This is a genomic window from Roseateles sp. GW821-FHT09H11 (assembly GCF_059415845.1).
In genome coordinates, this window is record NZ_JBWKOA010000008.1 from 109,204 (window position 1) to 125,260 (window position 16,057).

Genomic DNA, 16,057 nt, shown 5'->3' on the forward strand with positions numbered 1-16,057 from the left:
CCGCGACGCGCCCCTGCTTCCAGGGACGACCGCCCCGCGGGCAAGTTCCGGGCCCGTCGCTGACACCGACCGGTCACCGCTCTGTCACCCCGCCCTCTGAACATCCGCCCCGTCCAACCGCGACCGCAGCGTCAAGACCTGACCCCAAGGGCAGATCGACGCGCGGGCGCGGCGCTTCCCGTCCGCCCGACCTCCCTGGAGTTCCCATGCGCAAGCCCTTCGCCCGCTTCCTCTCCCATGCGTTCACGCACGCCATCCCCCGCGCCTGCCTGCCGCTGGTGCTGGCCATCGCCGCGCCGTTCGCGTCCGCCACCGTCGTCACCTTCGACGACCTGACCGACGACGGCCTCGTCCCCGCCAACTACGCCGGGCTCGACTGGTCCGCCAGCTCCTGGTTCCAGTACGGCGGCGAGCAGGCGCCGTACACGCCGCATTCCGGCGACCGCCGCGCCACGCTCGGCTTCGATGGCGGCAGCGCCACCAGCGCCATCGGCTTCCTCACGCCCAGCACCTTCCAGGGCGCCTGGTTCGCCGGCTTCGACGGCGTCAACGTCGCGATCGACCTGTACTTCGGCGGCTCGCTCGTCGCGTCGACCTCGCTGCTCGACCTGAGCGACAGCCCCACGTTCCTCGGCAGCGGCTACGCCGGGCTCGTCGACCGCCTCGTGTTCCGCAGCAACGATCCGGCCTTCTTCGTCATGGACGACCTGACCTTCGCGGCCGTGCCGGAACCCGCCTCGGGCGCGCTCGCGCTGGGCGGCCTGGCCGTTGCGGCGCTGGTGATCCGCCGCCGCAAGACCTCGGGACACGCCGACGTCAATGCCAACGTCAACGCCACCGCCACCGCCACCGCCTGAGGAGCCCGCCATGACGCAACAGCAACCGCCCCGCCGCCAGTTCCTCCGCGCCGTCGCGGGCGCCGCCGGCGCCACCGCCGCGATGACCAGCTTCCCGCCGGCCATCGCCCGCGCGCTGTCCATCAAGGCGGCCGTGCGCACCGGCACGATCCAGGACGTCGAGCACATCGTCATCCTGACCCAGGAGAACCGCTCCTTCGACCACTACTTCGGCACTCTGAACGGCGTTCGCGGCTTCGGCGATCCGTTCCCGGCGCCGGTGGCCGACTCGGCCAACGTGAAGGGCCGCTCGGTCTGGATCCAGCCCACCGTCAACAACGCCGCCCCCGGCGCGATCGCGCCCTTCCACCTGAACACCGCGCAGAACTTCGCCTTCATGCGCGTCAGCGGCACGCCGCACTCGTGGACCGACGCGCAGGCCGCATGGGACCACGGCCGCATGAACAACTGGCCCAAGGCCAAGCAGAACCATTCGATGGGCCACTTCAAGGAGCAGGAGCTGCCCTTCCAGTTCGCCCTGGCCAACGCGTTCACGCTGTGCGACGCGTACCACTGCGCGACGCAGACCGGCACCAACACCAACCGCCTGTTCATCTGGACCGGCACCAACGATCCGCTGCGCCTGGGCAACGGCCCGTCCACCGACAACAGCCACGACTGGTTCAACCCGAATCCGCTCGACGACTACACCTGGACGACCTACCCCGAGCGGCTGCAGTCGGCCGGCATCAGCTGGCAGGTCTACCAGAACATGGCGGACAACTTCACCGACAACTCGCTGGCCGGCTTCAAGGTCTTCCGCGACGGCTGGTACAACCGGCCGGGCTTCTCGCAGGTGCTCAAGGACCGCGGCATCTCCACGCGCGACCTCGACCTGCTGCGCGACGACGTGATCAACAACCGCCTGCCGCAGGTGTCGTGGGTCGTCGCGACCGCGGAAGGTTCCGAGCATCCCGGTCCCTCCAGCCCCGCGCAGGGCGCGGACTACACCGCCAAGGTGCTGGACGCGTTGACCTCGAATCCCGACGTGTGGGCCAAGACCGTCCTGTTCATCAACTTCGACGAGAACGACGGCTTCTTCGACCACGTGCCGCCGCCGGCCGCGCCGTCGTACGTGACCTGGAACGCGAACCCGGCGCAGGCCGTGATCGCCGGCGCGTCGACCGTCGACACGACGGGCGAGTACTGCGAGATCCTCAACGGCGCGTCGGCCACCTACCTGCACCGTCCCTACGGCATGGGCCCGCGCGTGCCGCTGTACATCGTGTCGCCGTGGAGCAAGGGAGGCTGGGTCAACTCGCAGGTGTCGGACCACACGTCGGTGCTGCGCTTCATCGAGGCGCGCTTCGGCGTGAAGGAGACCAACATCGGCCCGTGGCGCCGCGCGGTCGCGGGGGACCTGACCTCGTGCTTCAACTTCGCGGATCCGGAGGACAGCGAGTTCTTCTCGAAGCTGCCCGACACGGTCGCGCTGGCCAACAAGGCGCGCGCGCTACCCGGCACGACGACGCCGGCGATTCCCGGCGCGTTGCAGCTGCCGTCGCAGAACGCCGGCGTGCGTCCGGCACGTGCGCTCCCGTATGACCTGCAAGCCACCAGCGCGCTGACGCCGGGCGCGGGCCCGAATGCGACGTCGATCGCGGTCACGTTCCAGAACACCGGCAGCGCCGCCGCCGTGTTCCATGTCTACGACCGCACGCGGCTGGGCGAGATCCCACGACGCTACACGGTCGAAGCCGGCAAGCAGCTCACCGGCAGCTTCGCGCCGCAGGCTGCGGGCGCCTACGACCTGTGGATCCTCGGCCCCAACGGCTTCCACCGCCATCTCGCCGGCAATGCACGGCGCGCGGCCGCGGCGGGGCAGCCCAATCCGGATGTCATCGCGAAGTCCGCGCCGGCCACCGGCGAGCTGGTGCTGACGCTGGTGAACACGGGGCCTGTTGCCGCGACCTTTACCGTCGCGCACAACAAGTACCAGGGCACGGCGCCGCGCACGGTGAACGTGCCGGCGCGCAGCAGCAGCGAGTTGCGGATCGGTGTCGCCGTCGCGGCGCATTGGTACGACGTGTCGGTGCGCGTGAACGGCCAGGCCGATTTCCTGCGCCGCTTCGCCGGCCACATCGAGACCGGCGCGCCGTCGGTCAGCGATCCCGCGATGGAAGGCCTGGCGAAGGCGGATCAGTACCGCGTGCAGGGCGCGTGAAGGCGCGTTTGAGCGCTTCCGTACTTCCACCGTCGCTGGCCCTCACCCCTACCCTCTCCCGCAAGCGGGAGAGGGAGTAATAAGGGCGCGGTGTGGCTCCCTCTCCCGCTTGCGGGAGAGGGCAGGGGTGAGGGCCAGCAGCCGTCGCAGTGCAGCCGGCGGGAGCGATGCTTGCCCAACCCGGGCCTCCCCATGAAAACACGGAGGTCCTCATGTCCGTCATGCGTCTTCGTCTCCAACGACAACCGCGTTCCGTTCTCCGATCCACCCTGACCGCGGTCGCGGCCACGGCTGCGTTCTGCGGTGCAGCAGCCGGCGCGTTTGCGCAGTCCGCAGGCGTCCCTCAGGACGCGATCGGCTTCACCGAGTACGTCGCCTCGCAACTGCGTCAGCAACTGGGCGATGGCACCGTCGTCGTCCGCGAGCCGCTGACGCTCGGCGTCGCGGACCAGCGCACGCGGCTCGACAAGCTCTATGCGGGCTGCCAGACGAATCGCGGCAACTGCGCCGACGACGTGAACGTGTTCGTGAAGACGACGACGCAGCAGTTCCGCGCGTCGACCATCCCCGCGACGCGCGAGTCGCTGCGGCTGGCGGTGCGCACGGCCGCGTCGGTGCAGCAGGCGCAGCGCGAGGCCGGCGGCGACGCGACGACCTTCCGGCCGCGGCCCTTCATCGGTCCGCTGGTGACAGTGCCGGTCTTCGACACGATGCGCGCCTCGCGGCTGGTCAGCGAGAAGGACTACAAGACGCTGAACCTGTCGGTCGACCAGGTGCGCGAGACCGCGCGCAAGAACACCTATGACGCGATGCCGCAGGTGCTGCAGCAGGCCAAGCCGGTGCCCGCGGGCGAGGTGGGCAAGCTCGACGGCGCGGTGCCGCAGCCGAGCCGGCTGGTCTTCATCGACGACTGGAAGCCGCTGGCCGATGCGCAGAAGGGCAAGCTGATCGTCGCCGCGCCGGCCAACGACACGGTGCTCTACGTCAGCGACGACGATGCGTCGACGCTCGATGCGCTGCGGGCGCAGGTGCGCGAGCTGATGGGCAAGTCGCCCAATCCGTTGACGGATGTGCTGCTGCGGTGGTCGCCGTCCGGGTGGGTGCCGGTGCAGTGAGCGCGTCGGCGGTGTCCATGGCGGCGCTCAGGCCCGGCTCATGTGCGGACGGACCAGCCGCCAGCCCAGCGCCCAGCCGACGCGCTGCAGCGCGAGCAGCCATCCGCCGCTGAGCCACAAGGCGCCGAGGGCCGCCAGCGCGAGCACCGTCGGCGGACTGCCCGCGGGCAGCAGCGGCGGCAGCACGCTGGCGAGCAGCAGGGCGCCCAGCGTCATGCGCAGCCCCGCGATGCCGGACAGCCAACTCGTGAGCACCGGCAGGCCGACCGTCATCAACACGGGGATGGCCGGCCAGCCGCCGTGCGGCCGCGCGGGCTGCAGGCGCCAGACCGGATTCGGCGTATACAGCCCGGCGCGCAGCACCATCGGACCCGCCAGGACCCACGCGGCGAGCAGACCCGCCGGCAGCGGCGCGACGGCGCCCGGCAGCGTCAGCAGATAGAGGTAGAGCCCCGTCTGCGTCATGCCGGTGGCGAGGTCGTCCGGCATGGACAGCATCACGCCGAGCAGGGCGGCGAGGATGGCCAGCGGCACCAGCCACGCGTGGATGGTGTCCCTGATGGGGACCAGGCTGTCGAGGTAGCCGGCCACGCCGCTCGCCGCCAGCAATCCCACGCCGATCCAGGACCACAGGTGCGGCAGACCTCGAACGCGCAGGCGTCCGAACGGCGACTCGGCGACCCGCTTCCGGCCCTCGCGCAGCGAGCCCATCAGCGTGTCGAAGACGACGATGCCCAGCGGCACCGAAATGCCCAGGACCACCGCGTGGCTCACCGCGCGCGGCCAGTCGTGGCCGATCGCGAGGTGCAGGCCGAAGAGCAGGATCAGCAGGAGCAGGAAGTGCCAGCCTTGCACGCGCTTGATCAGCGTGAGCGCCGCCTGCTGGTCGCCACGATCGGCGCCGAGCCGGCGCAGCAGGAAGCCGCCGGCCTGATGCAGGTGCAGGTGGAAGGCGTAGCCCATCATCGCCGCGGCCAGCGAGGCGATCGAGCGGTCCCGGTCGCGCACCGATCCGGCCAGCCGCGCGACGGCGGCCGTCGGGCCGAACTCGCGCAGTACCGCCGGATCGGTCACCGGGCGCGGGAACTCGCGCAGCAGTTCCATCAATCCCGCCATGCGCTCGGGGCCGAGGCGGCGCTCGGTGCGGAAGTCCTGCTCCCACGCGAAGTGGTCGCGCAGCAGGTCGATCATCGCCACGGGCAGTTCGGCGTGGGTCTCGAGGATCAGGTGCGCGAAGCAGATCGACGCGTGGTCGCGCGCCTCCAGCGGCATCGCGAGCAGTTCGTCGCGCAGCGCCGGGACGGCAGCGGCCAGGCGCGGCTGGCCTTGGCGGCGCAGCTGCATCAGTTCCTCGCAGATCACCTCGGGCGGCCGCCATGCCGGCAGCGTCGGGGTGTCGGCTGCCGGATCCGCGTGGTGGAGAGGTCTGTCGCGCTGCAGCACGTCGTCGTCGCGCGGCAGCGGCAGCGGCGGCAACTTCGCCAGAGCCGCCTCGCGCGTTGCCGCGTCCTGGTCGGACGACGTCGGAGGCTTCGCGACCGGCTCGTCGGTCGCGATGGCGGTCGTCAGGGCGTCGGCCGCGTCGGCCGCGTCGGCCACGTCGACCACGGCGGGGGGCGGGGCCGCCGCTTCAGCTTCGGCGCGCTCCACGGACTGCTGATGCCACCGCGCATGCCCGACGACCCGGTCATACGCCTCGCGCAGCGCCTGGTAGGCCTGCGCGTCATCGTCGGGTCGCGTCTTGCGCAGCGTCTTCGCGTAGGCGCGCTTGATCTCGCCGAGGTCGGTGCTCGGCGCTGCAAGCCCCACCGTCTCGCAGTCCTGACGCCAGGCCGCCTGCCAGTCTTCCATCGCGACGCTCTCCGTCAGAAGCGGAAACCGCCGTCGATGCTGTCCAGCGCCTCGCGCATCTGCTGGCGGGCGTGGCGGATGGCGCGCGGATCCTGCGTGTCGAGCGCCTGCTCGAACTCGCCCAGCCACGACTGGATCGCGCTGCGCTGCTCGCCGAGCCGGTCCTCGTAGAGCCGCTTCGCGCGCTCGACCAGATAGCGGTTCTCTTCCTCGTCGCGCGGATGCCGCTTGAGCGCGCGCAGCTGCTTGAGCGCCTCGGTCATCTGCGCCTCGCTCATCTCGGTCGCGGTGTTGCGGATCAGCGTGCTGGCGGTGTGGCCGCCCAGCACGTCGCGCACGTCCGCCTCCAGCAACCCGTTGGCGTCGTAGGTGAAGCGCACTTCGATCGAGGCCTCGCCGGCCGGCGCCGGCGTCAGCGCGATCTCCAGCTTGCCCAGGTGCAGGTTCTCGCTGCCGATCGGGGACTCGCCCTGGCGGATGTCCAGCTCCACGGACTTCTGCTGGTCGCTCACGCTGAAGTAGCGCTGCATCCGCGACACTGGCACCGGCGTGTTGCGCTCGATGATGGGACTGAAGCGGTCGTCCACCCGCTGCTGGCCGACGCGCTGCGACGTGATCACGCCCAGCGAGAACGGCATCACGTCCGTCAGCACGACCTCGTCCAGCGCCGCGTCGCGGGCCTTCAGGCCGGCCTGCACGGCCGCGCCCTGCGCGATCGCCTGATCGGGATCGATGGTCCGCAGCGGCAGGCGCTGGAACAGCCGCGTGATCATCTGGCGGATCATCGGCATGCGCGTCGCGCCGCCGACCAGCACCACCTCGTTCAAGGCGCCCGGCGACAGCTGCGCGTCCTGCAGCGCGCGCTCGATCGGACGGCGCAGGCGTTGCAGCAGCTCGGCGGTGGCGGACTCGAAGTCGGCGCGGGTGATCTCCAGTTCGGCGCGGCGCCCGTCCAGCATCAGGCCCATGACGGCGCTCTCGCGCTCGCTGAGGTCGCGCTTGGCCTGCTCGGCGGCGCGCCACCACAGCGCGGGATCCTTCTGCAGCCGCTCGCGCTCGGCCAGCGACAGCGCGCCGCAGCGTTCGATGAACAGCTTGCCCATGGCATGCGCGAAGTCCTCGCCGCCCAGGCGTGTGTCGCCGGCGCTGGCGCGTACCTCGACGACGCCGTCGAAGTACTCCAGCACCGACACGTCGAACGTGCCGCCGCCCAGGTCGAAGACCAGGAAGGTGCTGTTGTCGGGCCGGTCCTGCAGGCCGTAGGCCAGGCCGGCGGCGGTCGGCTCGTTGAGCAGCCGCTCGACCTTGAGTCCGGCGAGCTCGCCCGCGGCGCGCGTGGCGCGGCGCTGGGCCTCGTTGAAGTAGGCGGGGACGGTGATGACGGCCTCGGTGACCGGCTCGCCGAGGAAGGCCTCGGCATCGGCCTTCAGCGACTGCAGCACCAGCGCGGACAGCTCTTCCGCGCGCAGGTTCCGGTCGCCGAGCCGCACCGTGCGGTCGGTGCCCATCAGCCGCTTGAAGGCCTGCGCGGTGCGGGCCGGATCGGTGGCGGCGCGCTCGCGGGCGGCCAGGCCCGTGATCAGCTTGCCCGCGTCGTCGATCGCGACCGCCGAGGGGGTCGCGAAGTCGCTCAGGGCGTTGGGGATCAGCTGGGGACGGCCGTCGCGGAAGACCGCGATGAGGCTGTTGGTCGTGCCGAGGTCGATGCCGACGATCATGGAATTCGGAGGGGTCGGGTGTTGCGCGGCGGAGGGCCGCAGGCGCGCCTGAGCGCGAGGCGGCGGCAGGATATCAGCGCCCCGCCGCCGCGGGCCCCTCGTCCACCCGGAGGCCCCCCCACGGGGGAGGCCTTCCGTGGCGAATCCGGCGACCTGTCACACCGCGGTGGCGCCGGCGTTGCGCACCGTCAACAGGTCGCCGAGCTGGACACGGCGCAGGAACTCCGACCGGATGCGGTCGGCGACCGCGCTGACGACGTTGCTGCCGTCCTCCGACGGGTCGATGTGGACGCGGAACGGCCGCTTGCCGAAGGGCGTGCCGACGACGTCCACGACGGCGCGGGCCACCTCGGTCGGATCCGCGTCCGCCGGCTCGGCGGCGGCGAGCTTGGTCATGATCTCCTGGGCCAGGCCTTGCGTTGGTCCCTGGTCGTAGGCGGCGACACGCTCGACGTCATCCGGCGAGCCCGAATGCACGAAGTGGTTGGTGCCCTTGGTGAAGGCGCCCGGAACGACGATCGCGGTCTCGATGCCCCAGCGCGCCAGTTCGCCCGCATAGCTGACGGCGACCGCGTCCATCGCCGCCTTGGCCGCGAAGTAGGGCGCGAGGTACGGTGGCGTCCCGCCGCGCGTGCTGCTGCTGCCGATCCACAGCAGCAGGCCGCGACCCTGGCGGCGCAGCTGCGGCAGCGCCGCGCGGTTGACGCGCTGCGCGCCGATCACGTTGACGTCGTAGAGCTGCGCGTACTGCTCCGGCAGGAAGGCCTCCGCCGGGCCGAAGGCCATGTGGCCGGCGTTGTGCATGACGACGTCGAGCCGGCCCTGCTCGGCCACGATGCGCGCGATGGCGGCGTCTGCGGACTCCTGCGACTGGACGTCGAGCTCCAGCGCATGGAGCTTCACGCCGTGCTCGCGGGCATAGGCGTCGACGGCCGCGACCTGCGGCGCGTTGCGGCCCTGCGTGGCGCGCATGCTGGCGTAGACGATGTGGCCGGCATCGGCCAGCGCGCGGGCGCTCATGGCGCCGAAGCCGCTCGAGGCGCCGGTGACGAGGATGACCTGGGAAGAAGAGGTTGAAGTGCTCATGACAGTGCTCCCATTTCTCAGGCGAAGCCGCCGTTGGCGCGCAGGACCTGGCTGTTGATCCATCCGCCGTCCGGGCCGACGAGGAAGGACACGGCGTTGGCGATGTCCTCGGGCGTGCCGAGGCGTTCCAGCGGAGCGACCTTGGCGACGCTGTCGATCTGCTCCTGCGACTTGCCCTTGAAGAACAGCTCGGTGCCGACCGGCCCCGGAGCGACCGCGTTGACGGTGATCGAGCGGCCGCGCAGCTCGTTGGCCAGCACGTGCACCAGGCCTTCGACGCCGGCCTTGGACGCGATGTACGGGCCGTAGTTGGGGAAGGACTTGGCGATCACGCTGGTCGACAGCGCCACGATGCGGCCGCCGGCGGCGACCTTCTCCGCGGCGTGCGCCAGCACCAGGAAGGCGCCGCGCAGGTTGGTGTCGATGACCTGGTCGAAGGTCTCCAGGCTGGACGGCTTGATCGCGGCCATCGGCATCACGCCGGCGCTGTGCACGACGGCGTCGAGGCGGCCGTAGCGACGCAGCGTCTCCTCGAACAGCGCGGCCACCTGGCCGGCGTCGGACACATCAGCCTGCACGGCGGTGGCACGACCACCGGCGGCCTCGATGGCGGCAACGGTCTCCTGGGCTGCTGCGGCGTTGCCGGCGTAGTTGACGACGACCGAGTAGCCGTCGGCGGCCAGCCGCCTGGCGATGGCCTGGCCGATGCCGCGTGAGGCGCCGGTGACGAGGGCGGTGCGCAGTCCGTGGTCGGTGGAGATCGAGGTCGGGATGGAAGTGGCGGTCATGGTTCGCTCCAAGGGTTGAGGGAAGCGCCTGAGAGGGGGAGGCGGGAGGGGGAAGGGCTTCCGGGTTGCGATGGAACGAATTCTGGTTGTTGATCTGATCCGGAAAAAGGCGTGACAATTGACTTGTCAGTTCAACCTGACTCAACAAACGCCTGCGAGGATGCTGGCATGGACCGATTCGAGACCCTTCAGCTGTTCACCCGGATCGTGGAGCTGCGCAGCTTCACGCAGGCCGCTGCCCACCTGGACATCCCCCGGGCGACGGCCACGCACGCCATCAAGGCGCTGGAGGCCCGTTTGGGCACGCGACTGCTGGACCGCACCACGCGGGACGTGCGGCCGACGCTCGACGGCCAGGCGTATTACGAGCGCTGCGTGCTCGTGCTCAACGAGCTCGACGACGCGGAAGCCTCGTTGAAGCAGGTGGCGGCGAACCCGCGCGGCGTGCTGCGCGCGGACATGCACGGGGTGCATGCGTCGCACATCGTGTTGCCGCGCATCGACGAGTTCCGCGCGCGCTTCCCGCAGATCGAGCTGGTGGTCAGCGGCGGTGACCGGCTGGTGGACCTCGTGCGCGAGGGCGTCGACTGCGTGTTGCGCGCGGGCACGCCGCGCGACTCGACGCTGATCGCGCGCAAGCTGGCCGCGATGCCGCAGGTCGTGTGCGCGAGTCCCGAGTACCTCGCCCGCGTCGGCACGCCGCGGCATCCCGACGATCTGCCGTGGCACCAGACGGTGCGCTTCTTCGCCAGCGGCGGCGGCGCGGACTATCCGCTCGAACTCACGGTGGATGGACAGTTGCGGCGTTATCCGCTGCCGGGATGGATCTCGGTCAACGACGCGCAGAACTACGTCGCCTCCGCGCTGCGCGGCTGCGGGCTGATCCAGGTACCGCGCTTCCACATCGAGCAGGAGCTGGCCGACGGGCGACTCGTCGAAGTGCTGTCGGACTGGGAGAGTCCGGCGATGACGTTGTCAGCGCTCTATCCGCAGCATCGGCAGCTGTCGCCTCGCGTGCGGGTGTTCGTCGACTGGCTGGCGCAGCTCTACGCGGAGAAGTTCCCGGCGCCGCCGGCTGCGGCCTGACCGAGCGCCCACGGCGTCCTCTGCCGCCGTGATCGCAAGGGCCAGGCAACCCAGGCCGATGCGCGACGTCCCGGAGCGCCGCGGCCTCACCCCCACTTCATCTCGCCCTTGGCGACCTTGGCGCCAATCTGCAGCGCCACGCCCATGCCCGCATTCGGATAGCGCCGGGTCATGGCGGCGATCAGTGCGGCGCTGTCGGCGGCCTTGGCCAGCTCTTCCTCGAACGCCACGAGATAGTCGCGCGTGTATCGGATCGCCGAGATGTCTGTCGCCGCGCCGGGTGCCAGGTGGCCGGGGACCACCACGGCCGGCTTGCGCGCGGCCATGGCATCGAGCGTCCTGATCCACGCCGCACGCGCCTGCGCACCCTGCGTGTCGGCCGTCCAGACGTGAACGCCGGAGAACACCAGCACCCCGCCGACAACGGCGTTGAGCGAGGGCACCCAGAGGTAGCGACGGTTCTCGAGACCCTCGGCATCCACGATCTCCAGCGGCTGGCCCTCCACCGTGAGGGTCCGGCCGTCGAAGGGCTCGGGCATGACGACGTCCGCCAGGACCTGCGGACCGTTTTCCTTGAGCTGCGGCCCCCAGGTCGCCAGCTTCTTGGCCACATTGCCCTGGATGGCCGCGATCGTCGCCGGCGCGGCGATCACCTTGGCGGCGGGAAACGCCGCCTGGATGGGCGCGAGGCTGAAGTAGTAGTCGGGGTCGCTCTGGCTGATGTAGACGGTCGTGAGCGTCTTGCCGCTGGCCTTGATGGCCTCGGCCAGCGCCCTGCCGTCGGGGAGCGTGAAGCCGCCGTCGATCAGGATGGCGTCGTTGGCGCCGGAGATCAGCACGGGAGCACGGAAGAAGCCGTTCTCGCCGGCAGGGAAGTGCTTCCAGGTCAGTCGTGTCGTTGCAGCCAAGGCGTTCTTCACGCCCAGCATGGCCGTCGCGACACCGGCGGCGCCTGCCGTCTTGATCACATCTCTGCGCGTCGTCATGGGGGTCGTGCCTTCTTCAAAAAGTGGAGGGGGAGGGTCTGGACCCCATCGTAGGCACCGAGAATTGATCATCAAATACACACGTGATAAACACAATGTATGTTCAAGGCAAACAATCTGGCTGAGAACCGCACGGGAAGCCACGGCAACCTGAGGCGGCTGACCTACTTCGTGGCCGTGGTGGAAACCGGCTCGTTCACGGCGGCGGCAGAGCGCCTGGGCATCACCAAGGCCGTGGTCAGCCAGCAGGTGGCGCGGTTGGAAAGCGAGTTCCGGACCTCACTGCTGGTGCGGACCACGCGCCGGGTGCAGCCGACCGAAACCGGGCGCGCCTTCTACCTGCGTTGCGCCATGATCCTGCGCGAAGCCGAGGAGGCCTTCGACGAACTGGCCGAGGGATCGACCGAGCCGTCGGGCGTCCTGCGCTTGACGGCGCCGTTCGACTACGGCGTCGGGATCGTCGTACCGGTCATCGCCGCCTTCATGCAGCGGTACCCCGCCTGCAAGGTCGACGCCATCCTGAGCGACCAGACGCTCAACATCATGGACGGCAACATTGAACTGGCGATCCGTGTCGGCTGGCTGGCGGAAACCGGGCTGCAGGCGCGCAAGATCGGCTCGTTCAGACAAGTGCTTGTCGCTGCTCCCGCGATGGCGCCGCAGCTCGCGCCGCTCACCGGACCGGAAGACATCGCCCGGCTTCCTTTCGTCGCCAACACCGCGTTGCGCGATCACCTCCACTGGGACTTCTCCCTCGGCGAGACCGAACGCCGGGACGTGACCGTGCAAGCGTCCGTCCGTCTCGATGCGACGCTGGCCGTGCGCGAGGCCGTGCGCCATGGCATGGGACTCTCCGTCCTCCCGGATTTCGCCGTCGAAGAAGACCTGGCCGCAGGACGTCTCATCGAGGTCCTGCCGCAATGGCGCCTGCCTTCCGGCGGCATTCACGCGGTGTTTCCGTCGGCGCGCTTCCGCCCCGTGAAGGTGAGAGCCTTCGTTGATCTGTTGGCGGACAGCGAGCAGCGGCGACGGGCCCTCAACGGGTCACAGACATAGGCGCGATGGTCGATGCCGGATGCAGCCCACTGCGCTTCAGGGCGTCCGCATTCGCTGTCGCGGCCAGATAGCGGATGAATGCCTGTGCTGGCCCGTGATTCCGACTGGAGCTCACCACGCCGGCCGCATAGGGCGTGACCTTCTGAATCTCCTCCGGCAGCTCGCCGACGATGCGGATGCCCTTCACGGCCTGGAGTTCGCTGCGCTGCTGGCATCCGAAGGCTGCCTGGCGTGAGGCCACGATCTCGCCCACAGGCGTCGCCGGGATCTGGCGGCCCTTCGCCTTCACCTCTTCCTCGATGCCGAGCCGCTTCAGCAGCACGTTCTGGATGTACTCACCGCTCGCGCTGTCCGACCAGGCGATGGAGGCGGCGCCCAGGAACGCTGCCTTGACCTTCTCGACCGTGTCCAGCTCAGGCGCCGGCTCCCCGGCCGGCACGGCGCAGGCGATGTACGAATCGGCGAGGACGACCTTCGTCGCCCCGTCGACCAATCCTTGTGCGATCAGCTTGTCCAAGGCCGGGCCCACCATGATCACGACGTCCAGCGGTTCGCCGCGGGCGAGCCGCGCCGGAATCGCCTGCTTCGTCTCTCCCATGGAAGGTCCGAACTGCCGATCGACGATCGCGCCGGGCACGTCCTTCTCATAGCGGACGGCCAGCTCCTTGAACGCCTCGGCGAAGCCGCCCGAGGACACCGCGACGATGCGGTCCGCGGCTTGCGCCAGCGGCGCGGCGGAGAGTGCCGCCATCAGGACGGCAGGGAGAACGAGACGGCGGCGGCTGGACGAGGTCGGGCGTTGCATGGGGAGGTCCGGAATCAAGATGCCTGGAATCTTGAGGACCCCCTGCCGATGCGTCCAGTGCAACGTTCAGCACATTCATTGCGTGGCATGCATCACGCCCACCGCGTCAAGCCGCTGAAGCGCCCTTTCGGCTGTCCTTCGGCGTCGCGTCCGGCGCCACGCCCGCCTTCTTCAGCGCCTGCACGAGCAGCTTCGCCAGCACTTCGGCCTGGGTCGAGAGCCGATGCCCCTTGCGCGTGATCAGGCCCAGCGTCCGGCTCACCAGCGGCCGCGTCAGCGGCACGCCCACCAGGTCCTTCGACGAGGTCCCGGTCAGCGCGAGCCGGGGAATCGCGCTGACGCCCAGCCCCGCCCGCACGAGCGCCAGCGCCCCTTCCACGTGATTCACCTCGACATGCGTCGTCGGCCGAGCCTTGGCCTGCGCCACCGCGTTGTCCAGCAGCATCCGGTTGCCGCTGTCCGCCGCCAGCGAGATGAAGCGCTCGCCGACGAACTCCTCCCACCCGACCGACCGCAGCGTCGCCAGCCTGTGCCGCGCTGGCACCGCCAGCACGTAGCGCTCCTTCACGATGGCGGCGAAGTCGATCGACGGCTCCTGCGCGCCGAGGAAGTTGACGCCGAAGTCGGCCTGCTTCTCCACCACGGCCTTGAGCACCTGCGGCGCGCTGTGGTCCAGCATCTTGATCCGCGTGTCTGGCTGCAGCTTCGCGAATTGCGCCAGCACCTCCGGCAGCAGGTGATTCGCCACCGACGGGATGCAGGCCACGGTCACCAGCCCCGCCCGGCGCTCCGCCCGGTCGCCCACGTCGGAGATCGCGTTCTGCAGCGCGGCCAGCGCCTCGCCCGCATGGGTCAGGAACTGCTCCCCGTCCTCGGTCAGGCTCACCCGCCGCGTCGTGCGGTCGAAGAGCCGCACGCCCAGCGCCTCCTCGATGCGGTCGATGCGCCGACTCAGCGCCGACGGCGAGATGAACAGCGCCTCCGACGCTGCCCGGAAGTTCATCCGCTCCGCCACCGCGACGAAGGCCGCGAGCTCACCCAGGTCGAAATTGATTCTCATGGCGCATCAATCGTTCCGTTCTTTGCACTTCCCGCAACTTTGAAGGAAAAGCATGATGTCCCACAAGAGAAAAACCGATTCCGGAGACTGCCATGACCTCTCTGACCGCGTCGGCGACGACCGCGATGCCGCCCAGGATGCCCCGTCGCGCTGCCCTCGGCGCGGTGCTCCGCGTGACCAGCGGCAACTTCCTGGAGATGTTCGACTTCTTCCTGTACGGCTTCTACGCGACCTACATCGCGCAGACCTTCTTCCCCAGCGACAGCGAATACCTCTCGCTGATGCTCACCTTCGTGACCTTCGGCGCGGGCTTCCTGATGCGGCCGCTGGGCGCGATCATCCTCGGCGCCTACATCGACAAGATCGGCCGCCGCAAAGGCCTGATCCTGACGCTGGCCATCATGGCCTGCGGCACGGTGTTGATCGCCTTCACGCCGGCCTACGCGACCATCGGCGTGCTGGCGCCGGTCCTCGTGCTGACCGGCCGCCTGCTGCAGGGTTTCTCCGCCGGGGTGGAACTGGGCGGCGTGTCGGTCTATCTCGCGGAGATGGCCACGCCGGGCCGCAAGGGCTTCTACGTCAGCTGGCAGTCCGCCAGCCAGCAGGCCGCCATCATGGTCGCCGCCGCGCTGGGCTACGGCATCAGCCAGTGGTTCTCCACCGCCCAGATCAGCGAGTGGGCCTGGCGCATCCCCTTCCTGATCGGCTCGCTGATCCTGCCCTTCGTGTTCCAGATCCGCCGATCGCTCGCGGAGACGGAAGCCTTCCTCGCCCGCAAACACCACCCGTCGATCGGGGAGATCGTCGCCTCCATGCTGCGCAACTGGGCCCTGGTGGGCGCGGGGATGATGCTGGTCGTCATGACGACGGTGTCCTTCTACCTGATCACCGTGTACACGCCGACCTTCGGCAAGTCCGTCCTGCACCTGTCCGCCACCAGCGCCTTGCTGGTGACTTTCTGCGTCGGCCTGTCCAACTTCGTGTGGCTGCCGGTGATGGGCGCGGTGTCCGATCGCATCGGCCGCTGGCCGCTGCTCGTCGTCTTCAGCCTGCTCACGCTGCTGACCGCCTACCCGGCGATGTCCTGGCTGGTCCAGGCGCCCAGCTTCGAGCGCATGCTCGCGGTCGAGCTCTGGCTGTCCTTCCTCTACGCCAGCTACAACGCCGCCACCATCGTCGCGCTCACGGAGATCATGCCGGTGGAAGTGCGGACGACGGGGTTCTCGCTGGCCTACAGCCTGGCCACCGCCATCTTCGGCGGCTTCACGCCGCTGGTCTCCACCTGGCTGATCCAGACCACCGGCAACAAGGCCTCGCCCGGTCTCTGGATGAGCGGCGCCGCGGCCGTCGGCCTGGCCGCCACCGCGCTGCTCTATCGCGGGATCGTCAAGGCGCGATGAACGCACGGCCATCCACTTGACGTCTCCCGGAAGAAGTCCGGTCCCC

The 16,057-nt window shown here is 69.8% G+C and carries 13 protein-coding genes; 6 read left to right on the forward strand and 7 right to left on the reverse strand.

Translation table 11 applies throughout. The features are described from left to right. Positions 1 to 206: 206 nt before the first annotated feature. The 3 genes from AC07PR_RS24645 (at position 207) to AC07PR_RS24655 (ending at position 4,175) form a co-directional block, all read left to right on the forward strand. Positions 207 to 857 carry a PEP-CTERM sorting domain-containing protein gene (locus AC07PR_RS24645; RefSeq protein ID WP_495136870.1) on the forward strand — a complete coding sequence of 217 codons (651 nt, stop codon included), beginning with the start codon at positions 207 to 209 and terminating at the stop codon, positions 855 to 857. A gap of 10 nt (positions 858 to 867) precedes the next feature. Continuing rightward, on the forward strand, positions 868 to 3,060 hold the full coding sequence (locus AC07PR_RS24650; RefSeq protein WP_495136871.1) for a phosphocholine-specific phospholipase C: 2,193 nt from the start codon (positions 868 to 870) through the stop codon (positions 3,058 to 3,060). A 212-nt stretch (positions 3,061 to 3,272) separates the two neighbouring features. Next, a complete protein-coding gene (locus tag AC07PR_RS24655; protein WP_495136872.1) occupies positions 3,273 to 4,175 on the forward strand; it encodes a DUF1444 domain-containing protein in 903 nt (300 codons plus the stop codon). A 27-nt stretch (positions 4,176 to 4,202) separates the two neighbouring features. On the opposite strand, the gene AC07PR_RS24660 is transcribed toward AC07PR_RS24655, so the two are convergent. From AC07PR_RS24660 to AC07PR_RS24675, 4 genes are all read right to left on the reverse strand, one after another. After that, the gene (locus tag AC07PR_RS24660) at positions 4,203 to 6,026 is read right to left on the reverse strand and encodes a hypothetical protein (protein ID WP_495136873.1); all 1,824 of its coding nucleotides are present in this window, start codon (positions 6,024 to 6,026) and stop codon (positions 4,203 to 4,205) included. Positions 6,027 to 6,040: 14 nt separating this feature from the next. After that, positions 6,041 to 7,744: an Hsp70 family protein gene (locus tag AC07PR_RS24665; protein WP_495136874.1), complete on the reverse strand. Its 1,704-nt coding sequence runs from the start codon at positions 7,742 to 7,744 to the stop codon at positions 6,041 to 6,043. 156 nt (positions 7,745 to 7,900) lie between these two features. Then, positions 7,901 to 8,830, reverse strand: a complete 930-nt coding sequence (locus tag AC07PR_RS24670; RefSeq protein ID WP_495136875.1) for an SDR family NAD(P)-dependent oxidoreductase — start codon at positions 8,828 to 8,830, stop codon at positions 7,901 to 7,903. A gap of 17 nt (positions 8,831 to 8,847) precedes the next feature. Further along, complete coding sequence (locus AC07PR_RS24675) at positions 8,848 to 9,618, reverse strand: SDR family oxidoreductase (protein ID WP_495136876.1); 771 nt, start codon at positions 9,616 to 9,618, stop codon at positions 8,848 to 8,850. A 168-nt stretch (positions 9,619 to 9,786) separates the two neighbouring features. Here AC07PR_RS24675 and AC07PR_RS24680 point away from each other — a divergent pair, with 168 nt between their 5' ends. Beyond that, the gene (locus AC07PR_RS24680) at positions 9,787 to 10,704 is read left to right on the forward strand and encodes a LysR family transcriptional regulator (RefSeq protein ID WP_495136877.1); all 918 of its coding nucleotides are present in this window, start codon (positions 9,787 to 9,789) and stop codon (positions 10,702 to 10,704) included. 86 nt (positions 10,705 to 10,790) lie between these two features. Here AC07PR_RS24680 and AC07PR_RS24685 read toward each other — a convergent pair whose 3' ends face one another. Further along, positions 10,791 to 11,690 (reverse strand): MBL fold metallo-hydrolase, encoded by a 900-nt coding sequence (locus AC07PR_RS24685; RefSeq protein ID WP_377159263.1) that lies wholly within the window; start codon positions 11,688 to 11,690, stop codon positions 10,791 to 10,793. Between the two features lie 99 nt (positions 11,691 to 11,789). Here AC07PR_RS24685 and AC07PR_RS24690 point away from each other — a divergent pair, with 99 nt between their 5' ends. After that, complete coding sequence (locus AC07PR_RS24690) at positions 11,790 to 12,746, forward strand: LysR family transcriptional regulator (RefSeq protein WP_495136878.1); 957 nt, start codon at positions 11,790 to 11,792, stop codon at positions 12,744 to 12,746. Here the strand turns inward: AC07PR_RS24690 and AC07PR_RS24695 are convergent. Both AC07PR_RS24695 and AC07PR_RS24700 read right to left on the reverse strand, forming a co-directional pair. Next, the gene (locus tag AC07PR_RS24695) at positions 12,727 to 13,551 is read right to left on the reverse strand and encodes a molybdate ABC transporter substrate-binding protein (protein ID WP_495136879.1); all 825 of its coding nucleotides are present in this window, start codon (positions 13,549 to 13,551) and stop codon (positions 12,727 to 12,729) included. The two genes, AC07PR_RS24690 and AC07PR_RS24695, sit on opposite strands and share 20 nt — an antisense overlap. A 106-nt stretch (positions 13,552 to 13,657) precedes the next feature. After that, positions 13,658 to 14,611 (reverse strand): LysR family transcriptional regulator, encoded by a 954-nt coding sequence (locus AC07PR_RS24700; protein WP_495136880.1) that lies wholly within the window; start codon positions 14,609 to 14,611, stop codon positions 13,658 to 13,660. A 125-nt stretch (positions 14,612 to 14,736) separates the two neighbouring features. On the opposite strand from AC07PR_RS24700, the gene AC07PR_RS24705 reads away from it, so the two are divergent. After that, the gene (locus AC07PR_RS24705; RefSeq protein WP_495137008.1) at positions 14,737 to 16,011 is read left to right on the forward strand and encodes an MFS transporter; all 1,275 of its coding nucleotides are present in this window, start codon (positions 14,737 to 14,739) and stop codon (positions 16,009 to 16,011) included. Positions 16,012 to 16,057 lie beyond the last annotated feature (46 nt).